At 72.0% G+C, this 25,228-nt stretch carries 21 protein-coding genes; 9 read left to right on the forward strand and 12 right to left on the reverse strand.

The window, feature by feature from the left end; genetic code table 11:
* Positions 1–2 precede the first annotated feature (2 nt).
* Positions 3–7,733 (reverse strand): non-ribosomal peptide synthetase, encoded by a 7,731-nt coding sequence (locus MTQ01_RS03535; protein ID WP_247486791.1) that lies wholly within the window; start codon positions 7,731–7,733, stop codon positions 3–5.
* Positions 7,734–8,113: 380 nt separating this feature from the next.
* Here MTQ01_RS03535 and MTQ01_RS03540 point away from each other — a divergent pair, with 380 nt between their 5' ends.
* The 3 genes from MTQ01_RS03540 (at position 8,114) to MTQ01_RS03550 (ending at position 10,477) form a co-directional block, all read left to right on the forward strand.
* Positions 8,114–9,337, forward strand: coding sequence for a cytochrome P450 (locus MTQ01_RS03540; protein WP_247486792.1), 1,224 nt, complete (start codon positions 8,114–8,116; stop codon positions 9,335–9,337).
* 5 nt (positions 9,338–9,342) lie between these two features.
* The gene (locus tag MTQ01_RS03545) at positions 9,343–9,540 is read left to right on the forward strand and encodes a ferredoxin (RefSeq protein WP_247486793.1); all 198 of its coding nucleotides are present in this window, start codon (positions 9,343–9,345) and stop codon (positions 9,538–9,540) included.
* A gap of 139 nt (positions 9,541–9,679) precedes the next feature.
* Positions 9,680–10,477: a hypothetical protein gene (locus tag MTQ01_RS03550; protein WP_247486794.1), complete on the forward strand. Its 798-nt coding sequence runs from the start codon at positions 9,680–9,682 to the stop codon at positions 10,475–10,477.
* A gap of 220 nt (positions 10,478–10,697) precedes the next feature.
* Here MTQ01_RS03550 and MTQ01_RS03555 read toward each other — a convergent pair whose 3' ends face one another.
* The 5 genes from MTQ01_RS03555 to MTQ01_RS03575 are packed head-to-tail and all read right to left on the reverse strand — an operon-like array spanning position 10,698 to position 13,153.
* Positions 10,698–11,708, reverse strand: a complete 1,011-nt coding sequence (locus MTQ01_RS03555; RefSeq protein ID WP_247486795.1) for a hypothetical protein — start codon at positions 11,706–11,708, stop codon at positions 10,698–10,700.
* Entirely contained in the window at positions 11,705–12,112 is a 408-nt protein-coding gene (locus MTQ01_RS03560) for a hypothetical protein (protein WP_247486796.1), read from the reverse strand. The genes MTQ01_RS03555 and MTQ01_RS03560 overlap by 4 nt, the downstream gene beginning before the upstream one ends.
* A complete protein-coding gene (locus MTQ01_RS03565) occupies positions 12,112–12,525 on the reverse strand; it encodes a hypothetical protein (RefSeq protein ID WP_247486797.1) in 414 nt (137 codons plus the stop codon). The genes MTQ01_RS03560 and MTQ01_RS03565 overlap by 1 nt, the downstream gene beginning before the upstream one ends.
* Positions 12,525–12,902 carry a hypothetical protein gene (locus tag MTQ01_RS03570; RefSeq protein ID WP_247486798.1) on the reverse strand — a complete coding sequence of 126 codons (378 nt, stop codon included), beginning with the start codon at positions 12,900–12,902 and terminating at the stop codon, positions 12,525–12,527. The genes MTQ01_RS03565 and MTQ01_RS03570 overlap by 1 nt, the downstream gene beginning before the upstream one ends.
* Positions 12,899–13,153, reverse strand: coding sequence for an acyl carrier protein (locus MTQ01_RS03575; RefSeq protein WP_247486799.1), 255 nt, complete (start codon positions 13,151–13,153; stop codon positions 12,899–12,901). The genes MTQ01_RS03570 and MTQ01_RS03575 overlap by 4 nt, the downstream gene beginning before the upstream one ends.
* Positions 13,154–13,414: 261 nt before the next feature.
* On the opposite strand from MTQ01_RS03575, the gene MTQ01_RS25105 reads away from it, so the two are divergent.
* From MTQ01_RS25105 to MTQ01_RS03590, 3 genes are all read left to right on the forward strand, one after another.
* Positions 13,415–14,662: a beta-ketoacyl synthase N-terminal-like domain-containing protein gene (locus tag MTQ01_RS25105; RefSeq protein ID WP_247486800.1), complete on the forward strand. Its 1,248-nt coding sequence runs from the start codon at positions 13,415–13,417 to the stop codon at positions 14,660–14,662.
* Positions 14,659–15,696: a beta-ketoacyl synthase N-terminal-like domain-containing protein gene (locus tag MTQ01_RS03585; protein ID WP_247486801.1), complete on the forward strand. Its 1,038-nt coding sequence runs from the start codon at positions 14,659–14,661 to the stop codon at positions 15,694–15,696. The genes MTQ01_RS25105 and MTQ01_RS03585 overlap by 4 nt, the downstream gene beginning before the upstream one ends.
* A gap of 199 nt (positions 15,697–15,895) precedes the next feature.
* Positions 15,896–16,900, forward strand: coding sequence for a hypothetical protein (locus tag MTQ01_RS03590; protein WP_247486802.1), 1,005 nt, complete (start codon positions 15,896–15,898; stop codon positions 16,898–16,900).
* Between the two features lie 369 nt (positions 16,901–17,269).
* On the opposite strand, the gene MTQ01_RS03595 is transcribed toward MTQ01_RS03590, so the two are convergent.
* The 5 genes from MTQ01_RS03595 to MTQ01_RS03615 form a co-directional block, all read right to left on the reverse strand.
* The gene (locus MTQ01_RS03595; RefSeq protein WP_247486803.1) at positions 17,270–18,046 is read right to left on the reverse strand and encodes a thioesterase II family protein; all 777 of its coding nucleotides are present in this window, start codon (positions 18,044–18,046) and stop codon (positions 17,270–17,272) included.
* 43 nt (positions 18,047–18,089) lie between these two features.
* Positions 18,090–18,308 carry an MbtH family protein gene (locus MTQ01_RS03600; RefSeq protein WP_211040684.1) on the reverse strand — a complete coding sequence of 73 codons (219 nt, stop codon included), beginning with the start codon at positions 18,306–18,308 and terminating at the stop codon, positions 18,090–18,092.
* 128 nt (positions 18,309–18,436) lie between these two features.
* Complete coding sequence (locus MTQ01_RS03605; protein WP_247486804.1) at positions 18,437–18,757, reverse strand: LysR family transcriptional regulator; 321 nt, start codon at positions 18,755–18,757, stop codon at positions 18,437–18,439.
* 244 nt (positions 18,758–19,001) lie between these two features.
* Positions 19,002–20,393, reverse strand: a complete 1,392-nt coding sequence (locus MTQ01_RS03610) for an NADP-dependent succinic semialdehyde dehydrogenase (protein ID WP_247486805.1) — start codon at positions 20,391–20,393, stop codon at positions 19,002–19,004.
* Between the two features lie 307 nt (positions 20,394–20,700).
* Positions 20,701–20,868 carry a hypothetical protein gene (locus MTQ01_RS03615; RefSeq protein ID WP_247486806.1) on the reverse strand — a complete coding sequence of 56 codons (168 nt, stop codon included), beginning with the start codon at positions 20,866–20,868 and terminating at the stop codon, positions 20,701–20,703.
* A 136-nt stretch (positions 20,869–21,004) separates the two neighbouring features.
* Here MTQ01_RS03615 and MTQ01_RS24850 point away from each other — a divergent pair, with 136 nt between their 5' ends.
* Positions 21,005–21,538 carry a TetR/AcrR family transcriptional regulator gene (locus MTQ01_RS24850; RefSeq protein ID WP_282613132.1) on the forward strand — a complete coding sequence of 178 codons (534 nt, stop codon included), beginning with the start codon at positions 21,005–21,007 and terminating at the stop codon, positions 21,536–21,538.
* Here the strand turns inward: MTQ01_RS24850 and MTQ01_RS03630 are convergent.
* Complete coding sequence (locus MTQ01_RS03630) at positions 21,510–23,219, reverse strand: MFS transporter (RefSeq protein WP_247486807.1); 1,710 nt, start codon at positions 23,217–23,219, stop codon at positions 21,510–21,512. The genes MTQ01_RS24850 and MTQ01_RS03630 overlap by 29 nt on opposite strands.
* A gap of 117 nt (positions 23,220–23,336) precedes the next feature.
* On the opposite strand from MTQ01_RS03630, the gene MTQ01_RS03635 reads away from it, so the two are divergent.
* Both MTQ01_RS03635 and MTQ01_RS03640 read left to right on the forward strand, forming a co-directional pair.
* Positions 23,337–24,230, forward strand: a complete 894-nt coding sequence (locus MTQ01_RS03635; RefSeq protein WP_247486808.1) for an NUDIX hydrolase — start codon at positions 23,337–23,339, stop codon at positions 24,228–24,230.
* Positions 24,227–25,057: an MBL fold metallo-hydrolase gene (locus tag MTQ01_RS03640; RefSeq protein ID WP_247486809.1), complete on the forward strand. Its 831-nt coding sequence runs from the start codon at positions 24,227–24,229 to the stop codon at positions 25,055–25,057. Before MTQ01_RS03635 ends, MTQ01_RS03640 begins: the two co-directional genes overlap by 4 nt.
* Positions 25,058–25,228 lie beyond the last annotated feature (171 nt).

Consider the following 25,228-nt stretch of genomic DNA (forward strand, 5'->3'; position numbering starts at 1 on the left):
TCTCAGGCGCTCCAATTCGATTCGAACTGGTCGAGTTCGTCCTGCGAGACCAGCGGAATGTCCCACTCACTGAGGTCCTTGTCGGCGCTCTCGCCGGCGTTCGCGTCGACCCGGGTGGCGGCTGCCGCCAGGGCCCGTACGGTCCGGTGCGCGAACACGTCCTGCGCGGTGAACTGGAGTCCCTCCGCCCGTGCCTTGCTGACCAGTTGGATGGAGATGATGCTGTCGCCGCCCTGACGGAAGAAGTCGTCGTCCGCCCCGACCCGGCCCAGTCCCAGCACCTCGGCGAAGAGCCTGGCGATGATCGACTCGTCCGGGGTGGAGGGCTGGAGCTCGGAGGTGGCCGCCGACGCGCTCGGAGCCGGCAGCGCCTTCTGGTCGAGCTTGCCGTTCGGCGTGATCGGCAGCGCCTCCATCAGGACGAGCGCGCTCGGCACCATGTAGTCGGGGAGGTTCTTGGCCAGCGCCTCCCGCAGCTCGGTGACCAGCTCGCCCTCCTTGCGCGCGGCCAGCGGGTCGTTGGCCCAGCGCTCGGGGGCCGGGCCGGGCAGGTACAGGTCCCGGTAGGCGGGCAGCTCGTCGGAGCTGTCGTGCACCGCGACGAAGACCACGTCCAGCCGGCCGTCGGTCGCCTCGCCGTTCCAGGTGACCAGTGAGCGGTAGCCGGTGGCCAGGCTCATCTCGTCGATCTCGGCCTGGCTCGGGCCCTGTCGGACCTCGAAACCGGGGCCCTCGATCTCCGCGACGGCCGCGAGGTCCGAGGTGAGCCGGGCGTTGGGCAGCCCGGTGACGCGCAGCACCGAGGGGCGCTCGGCGCGCAGCCGCGCGGCCACCGGCGCGAGGCCGCCGACCTCGTCCCACTCCACCGTCGGGGCGGAGGCCAGCGAGACGGGCGCGGTCGGCCGCTTGTGCACGACCACGTCGTAGCGGTAGCGGTTGAGCTCGTTCTCGTAGGAGCCGCGCTTGGTCCGGATGTCCACGCCGCCGAAGCCGTCCAACTTCTCGGCCAGGCTCTCGAACAGCCCCGGGTCGACGAGGAGTTCGGTCTCCCGCTCGACGGCCCGCTCGGTGCCGAACCGCAGCGCCGCGGCGCCGTCGCCGGGGTTGGCGAGCCGGTGGATGGCCGCCCGCATGCAGTGCAGCAGCCGCAGGTCGCGGATGTCGCCGAGGAAGACCGAGCCGCTCTCGCCGAGCAGGGTGAACGCCTTGCCGATGACGTCGACCAGGTACTCCACGCTCGGGAAGTACTGCGCCACCGAGTTGACGACCACGGTGTCGAACGTCCCGGTGGGCAGCCCCTCCAGCACGTGCGCGGGGCAGGCCGTGAAGCGGGTGCGCTCGGCGAGCACCGGGTCCTGCCGGGTCTGGCTGCGCAGGGTCTCGATGACGGTGCCGGACAGGTCGGTGCCCCAGTAGAGGTCCACATGGGGTGCGACCGGGGCCATGATCAGACCCGCGCCGACGCCGATCTCCAGCACCCGGCGCGGCCGGAGCTCCAGGATCCGCTCGACGGTCGCCGCGCGCCAGGCACGCATCTCCTCGTCGGGCAGCACCGAGCTGTCGTAACTGCTGTGCCAGCCGGCGAAGTTCTCGCCCAGCGGCGGGCCGTCCTCGACCGACGCGGCGCCGTACACCTCGTCGTTGATGACCTGCCACTTGTCGACCTGGTCGGTCTCCAGCGAGACGTCCCGGGAGGCTTCGCCGCCCTCGGTGGGCACCACGTAGCCGACCAGCCGGCGGTCGCCGGGCCGGTCCTCGCGGATGACCACGGCCGCCGACGCCACCTGCGCCTGCTCGTTGAGCACGCTGGTGATCTCGTCCAGCTCCACCCGGAAGCCGCGCAGCTTGACCTGGTCGTCGGCGCGGCCGACGAAGTCCAGCTGCCCGTCCGCGCGCCAGCGCACCACGTCACCGGTGCGGTACATCCGGGCGCCGGGCTCGCCGAAGGGGTTGGCGACGAAGCGCTCGGAGGTCAGCCCGGAGCGGCCGAGGTAGCCGCGGGCCAGGTTGACGCCGGAGACGTACAGCTCGCCGACGACCCCGCAGGGGACCGGGCTCAGCCGTGAATCCAGCACGTACACCTGGGCGTTGGCGATCGGTGTGCCGATCGGCGGGGTGACGGCGCCGGAGAGCGGCTGGCTCATGGTGGCGCAGACCGTGGTCTCGGTGGGGCCGTACGCGTTGATCATGCGGCGGCCCTGCGACCAGGTGCCGACCAGATCGGCCGAGCACGCCTCGCCGGCGACCGTCAGGGTCAGTCCGGCGGGGACGGCGGCCGGGTCCAGACCGGTCAGCGCGACCGGCGGGATCGTGGCGTGGGTGACCCGGCGCTCGGTGAGGAAGCGGGCCAGCGCCTCGCCCAGCAGCAGCCCCTCGCCGACCGGCAGGATCAGCGTGGCACCGCGCAGCAGCGTGATGCTGGTCTCCGAGATCGCGGCGTCGAAGCTCGGCGCCGCGTACTGCACGACCCGGCTGTCCGGTTCGATCGCGAACCGCTCGATCTGCGCGCTCGCCAGGTTGCCGATGCCCCGGTGGGTGACGACCACGCCCTTGGGGCGGCCGGTGGAGCCCGAGGTGTAGATGACGTACGCGGCGTGCGCGATCGAGGTGGGCTCGCGGCGGTCCGCGTCGATCAGCGGCTCCGAGCGGCGGCGGGCGATGCGCGCGCTGCCGGTCTCGGAGTCGATGACCAGCCTGGGCAGTTCGGGCAGCACCTCGACCGCCAGATCGGCCACCTCGGTGCAGGTGAGCAGCATCGCGGGCCGGGCGTCGCGGGCCATGAAGGTGACCCGGTCGCGCGGGTAGCCGGGGTCGACCGGCACGAAGGCCGCACCGGCCGTCACCACGGCCAGCTGTGCCACGACCAGGTCGACCGACTTCGGAATGACCAGCAGGACGCGGTCCTCGGCGCCGATGCCGCGCACCACCAGCTCGCGGGCGAGCCGGTTGACGCGGGCGCTCAGCTCCGCGTACGTCAGCTCCTCGTCGCCGGCGACCACCGCGGTCGCCTGCGGGGTGCGCTCGACCTGTGCGGTGAACAGCTCCGGCAGGGTGCCGAGGTGGGTCTCGCTCTCGGTGTCGTTCCACTCCACGAGCAGGCGCCGGCGCTCGTCGGCGTCGAGCACGTCCAACTCGCTGAGCCTGCGCCCGGGCTGACCGGTCGCCTGGTCCAGCAGCCGCACCAGACGGCTGATGAGCAGCTCGACGGTGGAGCGGTCGTAGAGGTCGGTGGCGTACTCGACGGCGCAGGCCATGTGGTCCGGCGTACCGGCGGAGCCGCTCTCCTCGTCCGGCTCCTCGCCCTGCACCTCGCGGAAGTCGAAGAGCAGGTCGAGCTTGGCGGTGTGGGTGTCGGCCGGCTCGATCCAGGCGTCCAGACCGGGCAGGTCGAGGACGGGGGTCTCGTTGTTCTGGAAACCGAGGCCGATCTGGATCAGCGGGTGGCGTCCGGCCGAGCGCTCCGGGTTCACCGCCTCGACCAGCCGCTCGAACGGCAGGTCCTGGTTGGCGAACGCGGCGAGACCGTCGGTGCGGGCCTTGCCGAGCAGATCGTCGAAGCGCGGATCACCGCTGAGGTCGGTGCGCAGCACCAGGGTGTTGACCAGGAAGCCGACCAGGTCGTCCAGCGCCTCGTCGGTGCGGCCGGCGATGGAGATGCCCAGCGGTACGTCCTCGCCGGCGCCGAGCTTGCTCAGCAGCGCGGCCAGCGCGGTCTGCACCACCATGAACGGGCTCACGTCGTACTCGCGCGAGCAGCGCATCAGCTGCGCGTGCAGCGCGGGCGGCAGCTCGAAGCGCAGCGTCTCGCCCCGGTAGGAGGCGACGGCCGGACGGGGCCGGTCGGAGGGCAGCGTGACCTCCTCGGGCAGACCGGCCAAGTACTGCTGCCAGTGCGCGAGTTGGCCGGAGATCGCCGAGTCCGGGTCCTCCTCGTCGCCGAGGATCTCGCGCTGCCACAGGGTGTAGTCGGCGTACTGGACCGGCAGCGGCTCCCAGTCCGGCAGGCTGCCGCGGCAGCGCGCGGTGTAGGCGGTCTGGAGGTCACGGGTCAGCGGCACCAGCGACCAGCCGTCGCCGGCGATGTGGTGCACCGGCATGAGCAGCGCGTGCTCGTCGTCCGGCAGTACGAACAGGTGGGCGCGGATGGGCGCCTCGGTCGCGAGGTCGAAGCCGATGCCGGCGCGTTCGGCCATGGCGGCGGCCAGCTCCTCGCGGCTCACCTCCGAGGATCCCATGACCGGGGTCGCCTCGGCGGCGGAGAGGATGCGCTGGCGCGGAGTGCCGTCGCGGTCCGGGAAGACGGTGCGCAGGCTCTCGTGCCGGCCGACCACGTCGCCGATCGCTTCCTGCAGCGCGCCGCGGTCCAGCGGGCCGTTCAGCCGTACCACCAGCGGGATGTTGTACGTGCCGGAGCCGCCGTCGATCTTGTCGATGAACCACAGCCGCAGCTGCGCGAAGGAGAGCGGGATCTCCTCCGGCTTCTCCATCGGGGTCAGCGACTTGCGGGCCCGCGGCACGTTGCCGCTGCCGGCCATCCAGGAGAGCATCGCGGCCGGGGTCCGCAGCTCGAAGACCTTGCGGATCGGGACCTCGACGCCGAACGACGCCCGGATGCGGCTGACCAGCTTCGTCGCCAGCAGCGAATGGCCGCCCAGGTCGAAGAAGTTGTCGTCCATGGAGACCGAGGGCGCGCCCAGGATCTCGGCGAAGAGACCGCAGAAGATCTCCTCGTCGGGGGTGCGCGGCAGCCGTCCGGTGCCGCCGGCGGCGACGTCGGGAGCGGGCAGCGCACGGGTGTCGAGCTTGCCGTTGAGGGTCAGCGGCAGCGCGTCGATCTGCACGAACCAGGACGGCACCATGTGCTCGGGCAGCGCGGCGGCGGCGTGCTTGCGCAGCTCACCGGTGTCCAGCACGGCGGTGCCCGCCTCGGCGCCCTCGCTGCCGGCGACGACGTACGCCACCAGCCGCTTGTCGCCCGGGGTGTCCTCGCGGACCACGCAGGCCGTGTGCTGCACGTCGGGGTGGCGCAGCACGGCGGAGTCGATCTCGGCCAGCTCGATGCGGAAGCCGCGGATCTTGACCTGGTGGTCGACCCGGCCCAGGTACTCCATGTTGGTCGTGTCGTGCGTCCAGCGCGCCAGGTCGCCGGAGCGGTACATCCGCTGGCCGGGCGGACCGAACGGGTCGGCGACGAAGCGGGTGCAGGTCAGGTCCGGACGGCCGAAGTAGCCGTCCGCGACGCCCGGTCCGCTGACGTAGATCTCGCCGAGCACGCCGGGCGGGGAGGGGCGCATCGCCGAGTCGAGGATGTAGACGCGCAGATCGTTGAGGGCGACACCGATCATGCTGCCGGACTCCGCCGCGACCTGGGCGGCGTCGAGCATCAGCTCGGTGCTGTGCACGGTCGTCTCGGTGATGCCGTACATGTTGACCAGCCGCGGCGCGTCCTCGGCGTGCCGCTCGTACCAGGGCACCAGCCGGCCGAACTCCAGCGCCTCGCCGCCGAACACCACGAAGCGCAGGGCGAGTTCGTCGCCGAGCTCCGGGTGCTCCTGGTCGGCCTGGATCAGCTGGGCGAACGCCGAGGGGGTCTGGTTCAGGACCGTCACCCGCTCGTGGACCAGCAGCCGCAGGAACTCCTCCGGCGCCCGGCTCACCGAGAACGGCACCACGACGAGCTTGGCGCCGTGCAGCAGCGCGCCCCAGATCTCCCAGACGGAGAAGTCGAAGGCGTAGGAGTGGAAGAGCGACCACACGTCGTCCGGGCCGAAGTCCGACCAGTGCGCGGTGGTGTCGAAGAGCCGGATGACGTTCTGGTGGGCGACCACCACACCCTTGGGCCGGCCGGTGGAGCCGGAGGTGTAGATGACGTACGCCGCCTGGTCGGGGACGACCGGGCCGCCGCGGTCCGCGTCCTCGATCGGGGACGGCGAGAGCACGGAGAGGTCCGAGGCCGTCACCGGGTCGCCGAGGGCGATCCTCGGGATCGAGGCGTCCGCGTGGGCGAGGTCGCCCTTCTCGGCGGTCACCACCGCGACGGGCTCGGCGTCGCCGAGCACGTAAGAGACCCGCTCCTCGGGGTACTCCGGGTCGATCGGCAGATACGCCGCGCCGGTCTTCAGCGTCGCCAGCACGGCGACGGCCAGCTCGACGGTGCGCGGCAGCGCCAGCGCGACGATCTGGCCGCGGCGCACCCCGCGCTCGATCAGCAGTCGCGCCAACTGGTTGGAGCGCGCGTCGAGTTCGCGGTAGGTGAGGGACTGCCGGTCGGAGCCGTCCGGGCAGAGCACGGCGGTGTTGTCCGGGTGGGCGGCCACCGCGGCGGCGAACCGCGCGGTCAGCGTGGAGCGTTCGCCCGCCTCCGCCTTGGCCGTGGCACCGCGCCACTCCACCGCGAACCGGTCCAGGAGCTCGGGCTCGACCATGTCCAGCGCGCCGACGGGACGGTCCGGCCGCGCGGCCAGCTCGCCCATCAGCCGGGTGACCAGCCGGTGGTGCAGATCGGCGTCCTCGGTGCTGTACGCATCCGGGTTGGCCGACATGTCCAGCCGGAAGCTGCCGTCCTCCTCGGCGACCATCACCAGCGAGAAGTCGTCGTCGTGGCCGGCCGTCATCGGGTGCAGCGAGGCCGGCACACCGGCGAAGGTGACCGGCGGCGCGACGACGTGCAGGTTGGCGCGCGGGCCGAGCAACCGGCCGTCGGCGCCCAGGAGTTTGAGGTCGCGCCGGATGTCCTCGTAGCGGTAGCGCTTGTGCCGCGTCGCGGCGCGCATCCGCTGGTGGGCGTGGGCGATCAGCTCGGCGGCCGTCATCTCCGGACGCACCTTCAGCCGTACGCCGATGACGTTGGAGACCATGCCGGGCACGGCCCTGGCGACGGTGGTGTCACGGGCGGCCACCGAGAGCGCGAGCACCACGTCCGTGCTGCCGGTGATGCGGCTGGTGTACACGCCGAGCGCGGCCAGCATCGCCGCGGGCCAGCCGACGCCGACCGCGCGGGCCGCGCCGCGCACGTCCGCGCCGGTGGCGGCCGAGACGTGCTTGCTGCCGCGCAGCAGGTGGCGGGGGAGCGCGGTGGGACGCGAACCGAGGCTCGCCACCACGGGCTTGTCGGCGAACTGCTCGGCCCAGAAGTCGCGGTCGGCGGCGAAGCTCGCGGACTCGCGGTACGCCTCCTCGTCCTCCACCAGCGCCCGCAGCGGCGGGAACGCACCCGCGGAGGTGTCGGTGCCCTCGACCAGGCCGGTGTAGACCTCGGCGAGCCGGGCGGCGACCAGGTTGGCGCCGAAGGCGTCCATCACCAGGTGGTGGAAGCGGTAGTAGAACAGCGTGAGGTCGTCGGCCACGCGCATCAGCGCGAACCGGTACAGCGGCCCCTCCAGCACGTCCAGCGGGGTGTCGGCGTCCGCCCACATCCACTTCTCGGCGTGCTCGCGCGGGCTGTCCTCGTCCCTGAGGTCCAGCACGTGCAACGGCTGCTCGGACCAGTCGGTGACCGGTTCGATGGTCTGCACCGGGCCGGAGCCGTCGTCGCTGAACCGGGCGCGCAGCACCTCGGTCTCCGTCACGATCTGCCGCATCGCCTCGCTGAAGAGCTGCGGGTCGACGGCCCCGGGTATCTCCAGGTACAGCGCGGCGTGGAAGGTGGCGTTCGGTCCACTGAGGCTGTGCGCGTACCAGATTCCGGCTTGGCCGGCGGTCAGTGGCAGAACCGTGGCTGACGAGTCAGACATCTGTCCTCTGTTTCTTCGGGCCAAGCCGATCTGAGATTCCGGTCGGGTTCGGTTGACGGGCAGGACAAACGTCATCGGTTGCCCTGGTCGTCTGGAGCGAGTCGGCCGGATCGCCCACGGCGGGAGAAGTGGGTCGCGTTCTCGGCGTGCCCCGTACTTCGCCGGCTGGAGGTCGATCGACGTTCTCCGGCTAAAGAAATACACGATCGGACAATGACTGTCGCGAGCAGATGCATTTTCCGGAAACGCCCGGTCCTGGCAGGGGAATTCAAATTCTTCGAATCGGCTTGCAGCAAGTGGCAAGCGCCGCAGACGCGGAGGAGTCCACTCCTAGCATCTGCCGCAGCGCAAACATCGATTACTGACAAAGGGGTAACGCCATGACTGACACCGTGGAGAAGGTGGCGACCTGCCCCGTCGCCCCTCACGGTTGGCCCAACCCGCTGCTGCCGGAATACGAGCAGCTGCCGGAAGGCCGACCGTTGACGCAGGTCGAAATGCCGTCGGGCAGCAAGGCGTGGCTCGTCGCGCAGCACGAGCAGATCCAGCAGCTGCTGGCCGACGACCGGTTCAGCGTGGAGCCGCACCCCACGTTCCCGATCCGGTTCCCGGCTCCGCAGGAACTGCTGGACATGATCGCCAGGGACGCCAAGAACCTCCTGGTGACCATGGACGCGCCCCGGCACACCCGCATCCGCGGCATGGCGCTGCCGGACTTCACCATCCGGGCCGCCAAGAAGATGGCGCCCAGGGTCCAGGAGCTCATCGACGTCTACCTGGACCGCATGCAGGAGCAGGGCAGCCCGGTCGACCTGGTCCAGGCGCTGGCCCTGCCGCTGCCGGCCCAGGTCATCTGCGAGCTGGCGGGCATCCCGGACTCCGATCGGGAGATCTTCACCAAGAACGCCGCGATCATGGTGGGCACCCGGCACTCGTACACGATGGACGAGAAGCTGGCGGCCAACGAGGAGTTGATGAAGTACTTCGCCACCCTCGTCACCGAGAAGCAGGACAACCCGACCGACGACATGCTCGGCAACTTCATCACCCGGGCCACCAAGTCCGAGGAGTTCGACCACCACGGTCTGACTCTGATGACGAAGATGCTGCTGCTCGCCGGCTACGAGTTCATCGTCAACCGCATCGCGCTCGGCACCCAGGCGCTCCTGGACCACCCCGAGCAGCTCGCCGCGCTCCGTGAGGACCCCGAGGGCCTCATGCCGAAGACGGTCGACGAGATCCTGCGGTACTTCAGCCTGGTGGACGAGATCATCGCCCGCGTCGCGCTCGCCGACGTCGAGATCGACGGTGTCACCATCAAGGAGGGCGAGGGCATCCTGGTCCTGAAGGGGCTGGCCGACCGCGACCCACAGCAGTACAGCAACCCGGACACCTTCGACATCCACCGGGACGCCCGCGACCACCTCGCCTTCGGCTACGGCATCCACCAGTGCCTGGGCCAGCACGTCGCCCGGCTGATGCTGGAGCTGTGCCTGAAGAGCCTGATCACCCGCTACCCGAACCTGCACATGGTGGAGAGCACCGAGCCGATCGAGCTGATCGACGGTCTGCCGCCGGTGCACAAGCTCACGGTCGGGTGGTGAAGCGCATGAAGATCCACGCTGACCGCGACCGCTGCATCGGCGCCGGGCTGTGCGCGCTGAACGCGCCCACCATCTTCGACCAGGACGACGACGGAATGGTCGTGCTGCTGGACAGCTCGCCCACTCTGGAGAACTCCTCCGACGCACGCCGCCTCGCCGAGGACATCTGCCCCTCGAAGGCGATCCGGATCACGGACGGCTGACGCCGCCGTCCACCTCGGCCGTGGGTCTGACGTCTCTCCCGTGTGGGCGTCGGACCCACGGCCTTTGCGGCGGACCCCCGATTCCCCGCTGCCACCCCCACTTCCACATCCACCGCGGACCTGACTGGACAGCTGACAGATGACAAAGCTCAACGGATGGAAAGTGCTGAACGAGGGCCAGGGGGGCGAGGTCGTGCTCGGCGTCGACTTCGCCACCACCGGCCGCTCCGACTCGAGCTTCTCCGACCTCGCCCCGAACCTCGGCCACGGCCTGGCGCTGTGGGAGACCCGGCAGCCGGACGGCGCGAGTGCGGGTTCGGTCGAGGACTTCCTCGGGCTGTGGGCCGACGGGGTCGCCGAGAGCGGACGCACGGTGCGCGCGGTGCTCGGCTACTGCGCGGGCAGCGTCCACGCCGGCGAGTTGGCCGCCCGGATCGCCGAACGCCAGGGCAGCGCACCGGTCTTCGTGATGTTCGACCCCGAGGTGCCGACACACGCCAGCCTCTACCGGGACTTCGTCGCGATGATGAACCAGTTCGCCGCGGTGCTCTCCGCGGACGAGGTGGCGGCGGCGCACCGCGAGGGCGAGGAGGCGCAGGCGCGCTTCGCGGAGTTCGCCGCCTACGGTGACGAACTCGTGCGGATCTTCCAGGAGAAGGCCGGTGTCGCCTTCGCCCGCGAGGAGCTGGACACCGAGATGCTCGACGAGTTCGTCGCGGTCTTCCGGTCCTTCGTCGCCTATCTCAACGCCGCCCGGCAGATCGACCCGGCCGCCGCCTGGTCCACCGCGACCGCCGTGAACTCCGAGCACCCGACCGAGGGCGCCGCACAGGCCGCCGTCGCCGTCGACATCGCCGTCGCGCACAGCGACATCCTCCGTGACAAGCGGGTCGCCGACGCGGTGAACGACGCGGTCAAGGCGCCCGTCGGTTCGTAGCCGGGGGCACGGCGGAACCACCGCCGAAGCACTGCCGAAACACCGCAGGGCCTGTACGCGACCGGGGAGAACTCGGTCGTGGACAGGCCCTGCGGTGCGTTCCGCGCCCGGTCGTGCGTGCGCTGCTCGGTGGTGAGTGCCGCTGCTCGGTGGTGATGCGTCAGGTGCCGGGCATCAGTGTCAGGCGTCAGTGTCCGGGCGTCAGTGCCGGGCGTCAGTGTCAGGCGTCGGCGACGGCCGTACGGTCGACCTGGGTGCGGGGCCGTGCGGAGCCGATGAGGCTGCCGACCGTCATCACACAGCGGTCGCCGTCCCAGGTCCGGCCCGAGACGAAGACGTTGTCGGCCATCAGCCGCTCGATCCACACCTCGTGCCGCAGCACCGCTCCGGGCCGCACCTCGCCGTGGAAACGGCAGTCGCGGAACGCCGCCGCCACCAGTACACCCTCCGAGGTGTCGGAACACAGCCACAGCAGCACCGAGGACTGCCCGAAGGACTCCAGCATCAACGCCCTGGGGAACATGTACCGCGACAGCGGCAGCCCGTCGTCCAGCCCCTGGTAGCAGGGCTCCGAACCGGAGACCGCCTTGGCGACGACGATGCGCCGCCCGGGTTCCAGCGCCTCCACCCGGTCCACCAGCAGCATCGGGTGGCGCACCGGCAGGAGTTCCAGGATCCGGGTGTAGTCCGGGCCCTCGACCCCGTCGGCGAACCGGCCGGCCCCGCCGCCGTGCGCGCCGTGGGCGCCGTGGGCACGGGGTGCGGGCCAGTCGCCGCCGGGCGCCGCGGTGCGGTCACCGAGTACGACCTTCACCGAGGCCACCGCGGTGCCGTCCTGCCGCACCCCGTCCGCCTTCAGCTGCCACAGCCCGCCCGCCAGGGGCTCCGCCGCGACGTCCAGGCGCACCTCGTCGCCGCCCTGCATCGGGGCGAGCCAGCGTGCGGACCGCACCTCGACGAGGTTCAGCGGCTCCTCGGCCCCGAGCAGCGCGGTCATCGCCTGCCGCAGCCCTTCGAGGACGAAGACGGCCGGCAGCAGCGTCAGACCGGGGAAGTGCCCGACCATGTACGGGTCTTCGGGGTCGACCGTCTTGTACAGCACGAAACGCGGATGCGGCTCGCGGGCGAGCACCTCCAGGCGGTCGACCGCGCGCAGCGGGCTCGCGTACCCGGACGGCCCGGTCGGTCGGGTCGCGACCGATCCGCCCGGTGCGAGCAGCGACCCGGTCACACGAACCACACCTCGTCGTACTCGGGCCAGCGCAGCGACAGTTCGGCGGAGGGCAGGCAGGTCGTACCGTCGACCAGTCGCTCGGGGTCGAAGCCGAGGGCGGTGACGTCGGCGCGGTCCACGTAGACCGCGAAGCCCTCCTTGACCAGGTCCCGGACCGAACCCCGGTAGTCGGGCAGGGTGTCCAGCACCATCGTGCCCAGCCGCACCTCGGGACGGTAGTCGTCCTCCTCGACGGCCATCGTCACCGCTGCGCCGCGCAGCGCCACGTCGATCTGCTCGAACTGCCCGTGCAGATCCAGCAGTCCGTAGAGCGCGTGGAAGAACTGCGCCTCGACCGCGCCGCGGTAGCCGCGGTCGAGCACACACAGCACACGAGGGCCGCGGCCCTTGGTGGTGGTCATCAGGCTCCCCCGAGGTAAAGGGTCTGCTTCGCGGAGGTGACGGTCGTCGCCAGCCGCAGCGGCGACCTGTGCCGCACCTGCGGAATGTGGTGCGTGGAACCGCGCTCCTCGGTGCACGCCGTACAGCTGATCCAGCCGAAACGGCCCTCGCCGTCGGCGATCATCCGCTGGACGACGGCGGAGGGCGAGGGGTAGTGCCCCTCGGGGTCGCGGGTGTTCGGCAGCTTGGTGTCGCCGAAGGTGTTCTGCGTCATCATCGTCGCGTAGCCGCAGGCCCACACCCGCACCGAGCCGCCCCGGTCGAGCACGGCCTGGGACAGGCGCAGCGCGGAGGTGACGACATCGCTGGAGTGCGGTGCGGTGGTGAGGATCAACAGCAGGTCCCACATGCGGCGTTCCATCGTGCCCGCCATCAGTGCCACACTCCCCGGCAGTCGTCCTCGGCCAGCGCCGCGGCGATCACGTCCATGCCGACGAGCGAGGCGTGCGGCGAGAGCGTGGTGGCGCCGAGCGCGCGCTGCGCCGCGGAGAAGTCGTCGACCAGGACCTCGGCGCCGAGCGCGGCCAGCCGCTCGATCTCGGCGACCGCGGTGCCCACCGCGCTGAAGACCCCGTCCTCGACGAGGAAGACCCGCACCCGGTGACCCGCCTCCGCGAGCACCACGGCATCGCGGAGGAAGGCACCTGCGGTCGGCCCCGCCCAGTTCCCCTTGCTCTCGATGAGCAGATAGGAACCCGGGCCGGCGGGCGAGTCCCGCTCGTCGCGGGCGTTCGCCGTCTGCGCTGTCACTGACCCTGCAGCTTCCGGTTCAGCAGCGCGACGATGTCGGGGAACTTGCGGACCGTCACCAGCTCGGTCTCGGGGATCTTGATGTCGTACCGGTTCTCCAGCGTGACCGCGAGCTCGAGCGCCACGACGGAGTCGACACCGAGCTCCTCGATGAGCAGTACGTCATCGGTCAGCGCCGCAGTCTCGACATCGAGCGTGTCCGCAACGAGATTCCGAAGTTCCGCCTCGTCCAAAGTGGTTTCGACGCTCACCGGAATTCCCTTTCCTCGGGCCAATTTTGTGATTCAGTGTGGTTCCCGCGGAGTATTTCCGGGGAATGAGATCTGCCACAGTGATCGGGGCCCACAGTAGGACAGCGGGCGAAAAGCACAGAAGTGCTGATCCTGGTTGCTGCAGGTACTTGCAATCCTCGTGGTCACCACCTCTTTCCGAATGCAGGCTGAGTAGCGTCGGCAATTTTTGTGCAGCGCTGCCGCAGCGCTACCCGGAAGCGAGGTGCGTCGGTGACGGTCGTGGTCACTGGGATGGGGTCGGTGAGCTGCTTCGGCAGCGGAACCACCGCTCTGTGGGACGGACTTCTGCGCGCGGACCAGCTGCCGGTGCCCGCGCCGGACGACTGCGGTCTGTCCTTCCGCCCGAACTTCTACGCGGGCCCCGAGACCCGTTCCCCGGACGACCCGTCGGGCCCCGCGCCCGGTGAGGACACCCGCGGTGTCTCCTCGCACACCCCCGGCGGGCGCACCAGCGCGCTGATCGCCGCCGCCGTCGCCGAGGCGGTCGGCGAGGCCGGACTCACCCACGAGCAACTCGCCGACGCCGGCCTGTCGTTGGGTACCTCGCTCGGCGACATCGACCTCGCGGAGCCGGCGGACGGCGCGACCGCGACAGGCGGGTCCGCAGGCGGGTCCGCAGGCGGGTCCGCGACAGAGCGGGACGGCGGGGTCGAGCGCGGGCTCGCCACGCACCACGTCGCATCGGTCATCGCCGCCCGGTTCGGTATCGGCGGCCCCAACCACACGCTGTCCACGGCCTGTTCGGCCGGCGCGTACGCGGTGAGCTGGGGCGCCGAACTGATCGAGACCGGGCAGGCGGACCTGGTCGTCGTCTGCGGCGGCGACGCCTTCTCCACGGTCGCGGTCGGGACCCTGGAGCGCTTCGAACTCGTCGACAGCGAACACTGCCGCCCCTTCGACACCGAGCGGGCCGGAATGGTCACCGGCGAGGGCGCGGTGGCGATGGTGCTCGAATCGGCCGAGTCCGCCCGGCGCCGCGGCGCGACCGCGCACGCCGAACTCGCCGCACACGCCTGGAGTTGCGACGCCCACCACCCGATGGCCCCCGAGCCGACCGGCGCGCAGCTGCGCCGTGCTGTCGCCGGTGTGCTCGACGGCGTGCCGGAGGCGCCCGGCGCCGTCGTACTGCACCGCGCGGGCGTGGCGGGCAACGACACGGTCGAGGCCGACGCCGTCGGCGCGGCGCTGTCGGAGCTGATCGCGCCTGCCGAGGTGGCCGGTTCGGCGCCCAAGGCGGTCATGGGCCACACGGCGGGCGCCGCCGGAGTCTTCGGCTGCGCCATCGCCGCGCTGATCCTGCGCCACGGACTCGTCCCGCCCAACGCCCACGTCGAGAACCTCGATCCCGACTGCCCGCTCGCCGTACCGGTCGACAATCCGGTACCGCTCGCCCGGCCGTCCGTTCTGGTGAGCGGCACCGGCTTCGGCGGCAACAACGCCGTACTGCTGTGGAGGGCTGCCGAGTGAGGGTGCTGATCACCGGAGTGGGGGCGGTGGCGCAGGAGCCGCGGCCCGCCGCCGACGGGACGGACGACGCCTGGTTCGACCCGGTGCCCCACCTGGGGCGGCGCGGTTGGAAGTACCTCAGCCCGGCCACCCGCTATCTGCTCGCCGCGGGCAACGAGGCCATCGGCCGCCGCCACAGCGACGAGCCGCTCACCGGAACCGCCTCCGAGCGCTTCGGAGTCGTCGCCGGCACCGAGTACGCGATCGCCGGGGTCCACCGGCGGATGTACGACACCCTGCGCACCGAGGGCGTACGGGGCATCAGCCCGGCCGAGGTGCCGGCGTTCTCGATGAACACCCCGGCGAGCCAGCTGGCCATCAGCGCCGGCGCCCGTGCCTTCTCGGCCACCGTGACCAACCCGGTGACCGCCGGACTGGAGGCCGTGCACTTCGCCGCCACCGCACTGCGCACCGGTCGCGCCGACCGGGTCGTCGCCGCGGCAACGGACCAGACGCCGCCCGGAGTCGAGGGCCTGGGACACGACGCGGCAGCCGCCGTACTGCTCACGGCGGACGCTGCGGACGTGCCGGGCGGTCCGGTGGACGGTTCGGTCGGCGGTTCGGTCGGCGGTTCGTACGAGGGCGCGTTGGCGTTGGCCGAGATCACCGGCGGGGTCTCCCGGTTCGTCCCGGTCGACGCGGACGGCCGGTGGAACCCGGTCGCCCTCGCCCTCGGCGCACGCCGAATCGCCGCCCTGGCGGCGGGAGTCGAGGGCTCGGAGTCGACGGCCCGCCCCCGACTGGTCGTCAGCGCCCCCGCCGCCGCACACGAGTTCGCGGTCGCCGTCCGGGAGGCCGTCGGCGACGCGCTCGACACCCCGGGCGGCGGTGTGCGCGACCGGCACACGGAGGTGCAGGAGGCACGGCACTGCGCGGTCTCCGGGCTGCTGGAGCTGGTGACACTCGCCAAGTCCGGGGAATCCGCGCTGGTTGTCTCCGTCTCCGGATCGGGCCGGCTCACCGCGATAGCACTCGGCAATGCGTCCCGTCCGTAATTCCACTAAACAGTGAGCAACTTCTGATGTTCAACGACGACTTTGACCCACCCACTTCGGCCTGGATAGCATGATGCACATGACAGCCAACCCGGGGCAGCCGGTCGATCGTTTGACGAGAATTCGCAGAATTTCGGGCAATGCGGCGGCTATCGCGGTAGCTCCGTACCTGTTCATCAAAATTCTCTGGACTTTCGGGTTGTTCGTTCCGACGGAGGAGATGGCCGGCGCCGACTGGCGTGCCATCAACGCCGCGACCGCGGTGCTCGCCGCCGTCGGGATCACCCTGGCGATGGCGTTCTCCCGCCCCTGGGGCAACAAGCTCCCCGCCTGGCTGGTCGCCCTCCCGGTGTGGGTGGGTACGGGCCTGCTGGTCCCGATGCTCCTGCTGGCACCGGTCCTCGGCCCCGCCGCGATGAACAAGGACAAGGAAGCGGGCGCCCCCGACTTCTGGATCTACGAGCAGATCCTGGTGATGATCTCGCTCGTCGGAGCCGGTATCGGCCTGCCCCTGGCGCTGCTCGGCTACGCGAAGGCGCGCTGGCCCGAGGCGCTCGGCGGGCCGCTGGACTGCGGGGAGCCGCACGGCAGTTCACGCGCGCTCCAGGCGACCGTCGCCAAGCTGCTGGCCGTCGGCTGTGTCCTGCTCGGCGTCGTCAAGATCTACTGGGCCGTCGGCGGCACCCTCGGCATCGACCCGGACCGGCTCGACGGCCGCGACGTCTGGTGGCACCTGCTGACCCTCAGCACCGGTGTGTGGGCGCTCGCCGGGGCGTGGGGACTCGTCGTGCTGACGACCTGCCGCGGCTCCCGCCGCTTCCTGCCGCCGATGGGCGCCGCCTGGATCTCCTCCGGGATGCTCTTCGCCTACAGCGTCTACAACCTGCTCACCCTCACCGACATGCAGCAGCCCGCCCCCGAGGAACCGATCGTCGCCGCCACCACCCGCGAACTCGGCGCCGTGCTCGGTGTGTTGATGGGCATCGTGATCCTGATGGTGCTGCACGACCGCCGACGCGCCATGGGCGTGGACGCCCCCGCACCCGTCACGGGCGACCCGGCTGCCGGCCGCGTCGACGCGGGCCGGACCGGAGCCGATCCGCAGGGCGCCGGTGTGCCGCCGACCGGCGGGTTCGGCCGCGAGGCCGGGAGCACCGGCGGCAGCCGGCCGCACGACAGCGGCGTCGACAGCAGCGTCGGCTGACGACCGACCGCCCGCCCGTCACCGCACGGAGACAGGCCGAGGGCCGCGCGTACGCATCCGGTACGTGCGGCCCTCGGCCTGTGTGGGGTTACGCGGGCCGGGTGCGCGGGCCGGGCTGTCCCGCTCGGCGCTGTGCGCGCCGCACACCCGGCCCGGAGGCGCACGGCCCGAACAGCCGCCCTGCGCGTCGGCGTGCGGCGAGTCGGCGTGCGGCGCGTACGTCCTGGCGTGCGGCGGAACGGAGACGAGCGCCCGGCCGACCGCTCCCGTCGGGAGCAACCGTCCGGACGCTCGTGTCCGTTCCGCGTGTCCGTCCTGCGTGCCCGCAGCGGTGTGCGGGGCAGGCGTTCCGCGTGTCCGTCCTGCGCGTCAGCGTGCCGCGCAGGAGGTCGTGTCCGGGCTCGGCGCCGTGCACAACTCCGGCAGCCGCGCCCAGAGTTCGGGCGTGTAGAAGTGCCCGCCGGGCAGCTCCTCGGCGTGGAACGGCCCGTCGGTCAGCGCCGCCCAGTTCCGCTCCAGAACCGCGAAGTCGGCACTGTCCTCGGCGCCGTAGAGCACCCGTGTGGGCACCGAGATCCGGGTGCCCTCGGCGTACCGGTACGACTCCGACACCTGGAGGTCGGCCCGGAGCAGCTCCACCGCGAGCTTCACGAGCTCCGGCTCGTTGGCCACGATCGAGCTCATCTGCCCGAACTCGCGCATCCAGCGCACCAGGGCCGCGTCGCTCTGGCCGGTGTGCGGCACGTCGGGGCGCTCCTCGTGGCGGTTCTGCGGTGCCACGCCGCCCGAGACGACGAGCGCCGACGGCGGGGTGACACCGAGCCGCTCCAGCTGCGCGACCGTCTCGAACGCCATCCACGAACCCATGCTGTGTCCGAAGAGGGTGTACGGGCGGCCGGCGATGCCGCGCACCGCGCGCACCACGTCGTCGCGCAGCGCGACCCAGTCGGTCGCGAACGGCACACCGAAGCGCGCCTCCCGGCCCGGGTAGCAGATCAGCGCCAACTCCACGTCCGGCGGCAGGACTTCCGCCCACTGCCGGAAGGGTGCGGTGCCGCCGCCGCAGTAGCTGAGGCAGACCAGCACCCGGTCGGCGTTCGGTCGGGGAAGCGGCCGTTGCACCGCCGCGGTGGAATCCGTCTGCATGATCGTCCTCTCCGACGTACGTCCCTGCTGAACCTGTGCGGTCCTACTGGGAGTTCTCCATCTGCCGCACGAGGCTCAGCGGGCGCATGTCGGTCCAGTTCTCGTCGACGTAGTCCAGGCAGGCCTGCTTGCTGTCCTCGCCGTGGGCGACGGTCCAGCCGGCGGGCACCTCGGCGAAGACGGGCCACAGCGAGTGCTGGCCCTCCTCGTTGACGAGTACGTAGTACTGGGCGTCGTTGTCCTCGAACGGGTTGGTGCTCATCTCTTGTCTCCAGGTGTGTGGCGTCCGTCTGCGGTGACCCGGCCGCACGCGGCGGACGGGAGTCGAGGGCGACCGGGGGCGAGGCGGGTGAGCGCGCGGCGGTCCCGGTCGGCGGTCTGGCCGGCGGCCTAGGCGGTGTCCTGCCGCACTATCGGCAGATCGGCTTCCCCCTTGGCTTCCGTCTCCTGTTCGGAACGGGTGCCGTGGGGGTCGCGAATGTTGTCGATCAGCATCAGTACGGCGCGCACCGACGGCAGAATCATTTGGCCGTCGCCGGTCAACCGCGCACCACTGGGATGTCTGGCGAAAAGCTTGTAGCCGAGCGAGCGTTCGAGGCATTTGATCTGGTAGGTGATCGCCGGCTGGGAGTAACCCAGTTGCCGCGCCGCGACATCCATTCGCCCGGCTTCCGCAATCGAAACAAATGCTCGGAACTCGCGCTCGTGCATCCTGCCCCCCGCGTATGGCCCGTACCAAGGCGAAAACTCGATCACAAACCGCCGATATCACGAACCCTACAGACGCCGAACCTCTGTTCTCCCCACTGCTTTCAGGAAGCTGCACACCGCAGCCGCGGTCGGGAGTGAGTCCTCGACCGCGGCTGCGGTGTGCGCCACCGTGCGGGGTGCGTCACCGCGGGGTGCGCCACCGTGCGGGGGTACGGCCTCGCGCGCCGCGGAGGCCGGGGGAGCCTCAGACGCCGTGCCAGACCGTCGTGGGATTGCAGAACTCGCGGATGCCGTGCCCGGCGAGCTCGCGCCCGTACCCCGAGCGCTTGGCGCCGCCGAACGGCAGGCCCGGGTGGGAGGCGGTCATGCCGTTGATGAAGACGCCGCCCGCCTCCAGATCGCGCTCGAAACGCTCGACCTCCACCTCGTCGCGGGTCCAGGCGTTGGAACTCAGCCCGAAGGGCGTGGAGTTGGCGATGTCGATGGCCTCCTCCAGATCGCCGACCCGGTACAGCGTGGCCACCGGGCCGAAGGTCTCCTCCTGGTCGATCCGCATCCGGTCGGTGATGTCGGCGAGCACCGTCGGCTCGTAGTACCAGCCCCGCTCCAGGCCCTCCGGCCGCTTGCCGCCGCACAGCGTGCGCGCGCCCAGCCGCACCGCGTCCTCGACCAGCTCCTCCAGATCCGCCCGCCCCTGCTCGCTGACCAGCGGGCCGACCTGGGTCTCCTCCTGCTGCGGGTCGCCCACCACCAGCGCCGCCATACCGGCGGTGAACCGCTCGGCGAACTCGTCGTACACCTCGCCGTGCACCAGGAAGCGCTTGGCGGCGATGCAGGACTGCCCGTTGTTCTGGGTGCGTGCCGTCACGGCGACCTCCGCCGCACGGGCGATGTCGGCGGACGGCATGACGATGTACGGGTCGCTGCCGCCGAGTTCGAGGACCGTCTTCTTGATCTCGTCACCCGCGACCGAGGCGACCGAGCGGCCCGCGGGCTCGCTCCCGGTGAGCGTCGCGGCGGCCACCCGCCGGTCCCGCAGCACGGACTCCACCGCGCCCGAGCCGATCAGCAGCGTCTGGAAGCAGCCCTGCGGAAAGCCCGCGCGACGGAATAGGTCGTCGAGGTAGAGCGCGGTCTGCGGCACGTTGGACGCGTGCTTGAGCAGGCCGACGTTGCCCGCCATCAGAGCGGGGGCCGCGAAGCGCACCACCTGCCACAGCGGGAAGTTCCACGGCATCACCGCGAGGATCGGACCGATCGGCCGGTAGCGCACGATCGCCCGTGCCGCGCCCGAGTCCTTGACGTCCGCCGCCGCGGGGTGCTCGTCGGCCAGTGCCTCCGCGGCGTGGTCGGCGTACCAGCGCATCGCTTTGACGCACTTCTTCGCCTCCGCGCGGGCCGCGTTGATCGGCTTGCCCATCTCGGTGGTCATCGTGCGGGCGACGTCCTCGACCTCGGACTCCAGCAGATCGGCGGCGCTGTGCAGCAGCCGGCTGCGGGTGGTGAACTCGGTCAGCCGGTGGCTGCGGTAGGCATCCGCGGCAGTGGCCAGGCACTGCTCGATCCGGTCGGCGTCGAAGGCGTCGAACGTGCGCACTGTCTCGCCCGTGGACGGGTTCACGGTGGCGATGGGCATGGTGGTGCTCCTCCCTCGGCCCCCGCTTGCGTACGCCGTGGCTCCCCCTCACCCCCGACCGTCCCGCGCCGCGGCCGTGTGCGCAACACGGCAGCGCTCCGCCCCCGGGGCCCGTCGCGCCGCGGGCGCCCCGCGGAGCCGGGAGGGCGAACCGGCCGCAGCCGCCCGCCGGTTGGGGTGCTCGCCCGGGAGCGGGGCGTGCGCCGCAGTCACGACGTGCCCGCGTGCCCGCTTCACGGGGCGCGGGTGCGTCGCCCGGGCCGTGCCCGTCCGCGTGCTGCTGCCGGAGCGCGGGCGGGGCGACTGCTCAGTCCCGGCCCTGCCGTCTGGCGGTCGCCTTCGCCGTCTTGCCCCGCCCCTTGGCGGCCATCGAGTGCATGTCGCGGGCCTGGTGCTCCGCCCGCTGCTCGACGGCGAGGTTCTTCTGCCGCTGCTGCTCCGCGAACCGGCTGTGCTCCTGGTGGCGTTTGGACATGTTGCCTCCCGCTGCCTCCCGCGCGCGACCTCTCCGCGCACACCTCCACTGTCGCGCGGCTGCCCCCGCCCGGCTACCCGGCGCCCGTACCGCACCCGCCCGCTCCGTCCCGAACCTGCCGGTAGGGTCTGCTGTCATGCCTCGCCCTTCATCCCGCGAACTCGTACTGGACGCCTACGAGGAGCAGCTGAGGGCCACGGGGCCCGCCGCCGTCACCCTGGAGGCGGTGGCCCGGCAGGCCGGGGTGTCCAAGGGCGGCCTGCTCTACCACTTCCCCTCCAAGGACGCCCTGCGCGACGCCCTGCTGCACCGGCTGGAGGAGCGCAACGCGGAGGACATCCGACGGGCGCGCAGCTGCGAACCCGACGCCGTCACCTACTACTTGCGGACCTCCTTCACCGACGTGACGGAGGAGGACCCGCCCCACCGCACCCTGATGGCGGTGATCCAGCTTGCCGTGCACGAGCCCTCGGCCCGGGCCACTCTCGCCCGCACCACCCAGGCCTGGCGGACGCTCCTCGCCGAGGAGACCGGCGACGAGTCGACCGCCCGGCTGCTCACCGTCCTCGGCGACGGCCTCTACCTCCACGCGGTGCTGGACGTCGACGAGTCGCCGCTGCTGGGCGCGCTGCCCGAACTGCTCAACAGGCTCCGCCCGTCCGCCGGTTGACCGCCGTCGCCCCGACCGGCCCGCCGTCCCCGACCGGCCCACCGCCGTCACCCGCCCCGCCGTCGTCGTCCCCGTTCCGTACGGCGCCCTCGTCCCGCACGGCCGCCGCGTCGCCGTCGACCGCCGCGGGTGAGTCGCCCGGGGCGGCCTCCCGGTCGTCCGGGCGCATGCCCCGCAGCAGCACGGCCGCCTGCACCGCCGCGCAGAGCGCCAGTACCAGCGCGATCACCGCCGCGACGTGCATCCCGCCGACGAACGCCTCCCGCGCCGCCGACAGCACCTCCTCCGCCGGCTGAGGCGGCAGCCGCTCGGCCACCGCGAGCGCGCCGCCCAGGGTCTCGCCGGCCGCCTCCGCGGCCTGCTCCGGCAGTCCGGCGGGCAGCGCCGCGGACAGCTCCTCCCGGTACACCGAGGAGGCCACGCTGCCGAGTACGGCGACGCCCAGCGCGCCGCCGAGCTCGTACGCGGTCTCGGAGATCGCCGACGCCGCTCCGGCCTGCTCGGGCGGCGCGGCGGCGATGATCGCGTCGTTGGTCAGGGTCTCGGCGAGGCCGACGCCCGCGCCGACCAGACCGGCGCTCAGCACCACCAGCCACAGCGCGCTCCCGGTGGTGAAGCCGAGCACCACGCCGTAGCCCAGCGCCGCCAGCAGCAGACCGCCGCCGATGAGGTGGGAAAGCGGCGCCCGGCGGGCGAGCCGGGCCGCCGCGAGCGCTCCCGCGACCGCCGCGACCGCCGCCGGCAACAGCCACAACCCCGCCTCGACCGGCCGGATCCCGTGCACCATCTGGAGGTACTGCGGGAAGAAGAACATCAGCCCGACCAGGGCGAAGACGGCCAGCAGATTGGTGGCGACCGAGACGCTGAACCGGCGGTGCGCGAAGAGGCCGACGTCGATCATCGGCGCCGCCGACCTGCGCTGGCGCCGTACGAACAGCGCACCCACGCCGAGCCCCGCGAGCAGCCAGAGCCCGGCGGCGCCCGTCGCTCCCGTCTCGCCGATCTTCTTCACGCCGTAGACGAACGAGAGCATCCCGGCCAGCGCGAGCACCGCGCTGAGCGGGTCGAAGCGGCCCGGGTCCGGGTCGCGCGACTCCGGCAGCAGCACCGGGCCGAGCACCAGCAGCAACAGCATGATCGGCACGTTGATCAGGAAGATCGAGCCCCACCAGAAGTGCTCCAGCAGCACCCCGCCCAGCACCGGCCCGAGGCCCGCGCCGGCGGCGAACGCCGCGGCCCAGACGGCGATGGCGGTACGGCGCTCGCGCCGGTCGGCGAAGACGTTGCGGATCAGCGAGAGCGTCGAGGGCATCAGCGTCGCGCCGCCCACGCCGAGCAGCGCCCGCGCCGCGATGAGCATCTCGGCGCTGGTCGCGTACGCCGCCAGCACCGAGGCGCCGCCGAAGGCGAAGGCGCCGAGCAGCAGCAGCTTCCTCCGGCCTATCCGGTCGCCGAGAGTGCCCATCAGCACCAGCAGGCCGGCGAGCAGGAAGGAGTAGACGTCCACCATCCACAGCAACTGGCTGCCGGTGGGCTCCAGTTCGGTGCTCAGGGTGGGCACCGCGAAGCCCAGGATCGTCATGTCGACGCTGATCAGCAGCACCGGCAGGACCAGGGCGACCAGCGCCCACCGGCGGCGGCGGGGTGACAGCGGCGCCGGGGCCGCTGTTTCGACGGACATGGGGACCTCCGTGTTCGATCGTTACTGCACCGTCTGGACGGTACAGTTTCACTGTAGCGGTCCGGCCGCGGAAATGCGCCCCTCGAACATCCGCCCACCGCGCCGTACGATCCGGCCATGTCGAAGAACGGCCAGTGGTACCCGCCCGAGTGGCCCGACCGGATCAGGGCGCTCAGCAGGGGCGAGCTCACTCCCGTCACCCCGCGTCGGGCGGCCACCGTGATGCTCCTGCGCGACCCGTCCCCGCCCGGCCCCGCGAGCCCGGCCCCCGCTGCCGGCCCCGACGTCTACCTGCTGCGCCGCCGCACCACGATGGCCTTCGCCGCCGGTGCGTACGCCTACCCCGGCGGCGCGGTCGACGCCCGCGACGAGGCGGAGGTCCGCTGGGCGGGCCCCTCCCGCGCGCAGTGGGCGGAGCGCCTGGGCGTCGACGCGGCTCGGGCGCAGGCGACCGTCTGCGCGGCGGTCCGGGAGACCTTCGAGGAGTCCGGCGTACTGCTCGCGGGACGCGATCCGCACACCGTCGTCGAGGACGTCACCGGCGACGACTGGGAGGCCGACCGCGGCGCGCTGGTCAGCCGCGAGCTCTCCTTCGCCGACTTCCTGGCCGCGCGCCGACTGGTGCTGCGCAGCGACCTGCTGGGCGCCTGGGCGCGCTGGATCACCCCCGAGTTCGAGGAACGCCGGTACGACACCTGGTTCTTCACCGCGGCACTGCCGGCCGGTCAACGCACCCGCAACGCCTCGACGGAGGCCGACCGCACCCTGTGGACCAGCCCCGCCGACGCCGTCGCCGGCTACGACCGCGGCGAGCTGCTGATGATGCCGCCGACCGTCAGCACCCTGCGCGAGCTGGCCGCCGCCCGGCTCGCCACCGCCGCCGACGCCACGGCCGCCGCCGCCGGTCGCGACCTCACGCCGGTGCTCGCCCGGGCGCGCCTGGAGGGCGGGGAGATCGTGCTGAGCTGGCCGGGACACGAGGAATTCGAGAAGAGGATCGACGCCGTATGACGAACGCCGCACTTCCTGGCCGCCCGCGCGAGGCCGTCACCGCCGGTCGCATCACCGAGCGGGCGGTCTGCGTCCTCGCGCCCAATCCCGGCCACATGACCCTGGACGGCACCAACACCTGGATCGTCAGCGAGCCGGGTTCCACGGAAGCGGTCGTCATCGACCCCGGCCCGCACGACGAGGAGCATCTGCGCAACGTCGTCGCCACCGCCGAGTCGCTGGGCCTGAGCATCTGCCTCACGCTGCTCTCGCACGGCCACGGCGACCACTCCGACGGGCTGGCCCGCTTCGCCGAGCTCACCGGCGCACCGGTCCGCGCCCACGATCCGGCACACCGGATCGGCGAGGCGGGGGGTCTGTCCGCCGGCGACGTGGTCACCGTCGGCGGGCTCGCGCTGGACGTCGTCCCCACCCCCGGACACACCCAGGACTCCGTCTCCTTCGTCCTGCCCGCCGACGGCGTGCTGTTCAGCGGCGACACCGTGCTCGGGCGCGGGACCAGCATCGTCGCCCACCCCGACGGGCGGCTCGGCGACTACCTGGACTCGCTGCGGGCGCTGCGCGAACTCGTCGTGGGAGAAGGGCTGACGACGGTGCTGCCGGGTCACGGACCGGTGCTGGACGACGCACTCGGCGTCATTGACTACTACCTGGTGCACCGCGCCAACCGGCTGGCGCAGGTGGAGACGGCGGTGGAGTCGGGCCACCGCACCGCGCCCGAGGTCGTCGCCCACGTCTACGCCGACGTGGACCCCGCCCTGTGGCCGGCCGCCGAACTCTCGGTGCGCGCCCAACTCGACTACCTCACCGAACACGGCCTGATCTAGACCGCCACCCACCCGGTCCCTGCGCACGGGCGCGATCGGGGGCCGTACGGCGGGCTGCGGCGTGGGCCGGGCGTACGGCGCGCACGGGCGCGCGGGGCGCGACGGCGCGTACAGGTCCGGGCACGCGAAACGGGCGGGGCGGGGTCGAGCCCGTGCCCCGCCCGTGTCGGC

It is taken from the genome of Streptomyces sp. XM4193, assembly GCF_023072595.1.
In the GTDB taxonomy this organism is placed as follows: domain Bacteria; phylum Actinomycetota; class Actinomycetes; order Streptomycetales; family Streptomycetaceae; genus Streptomyces.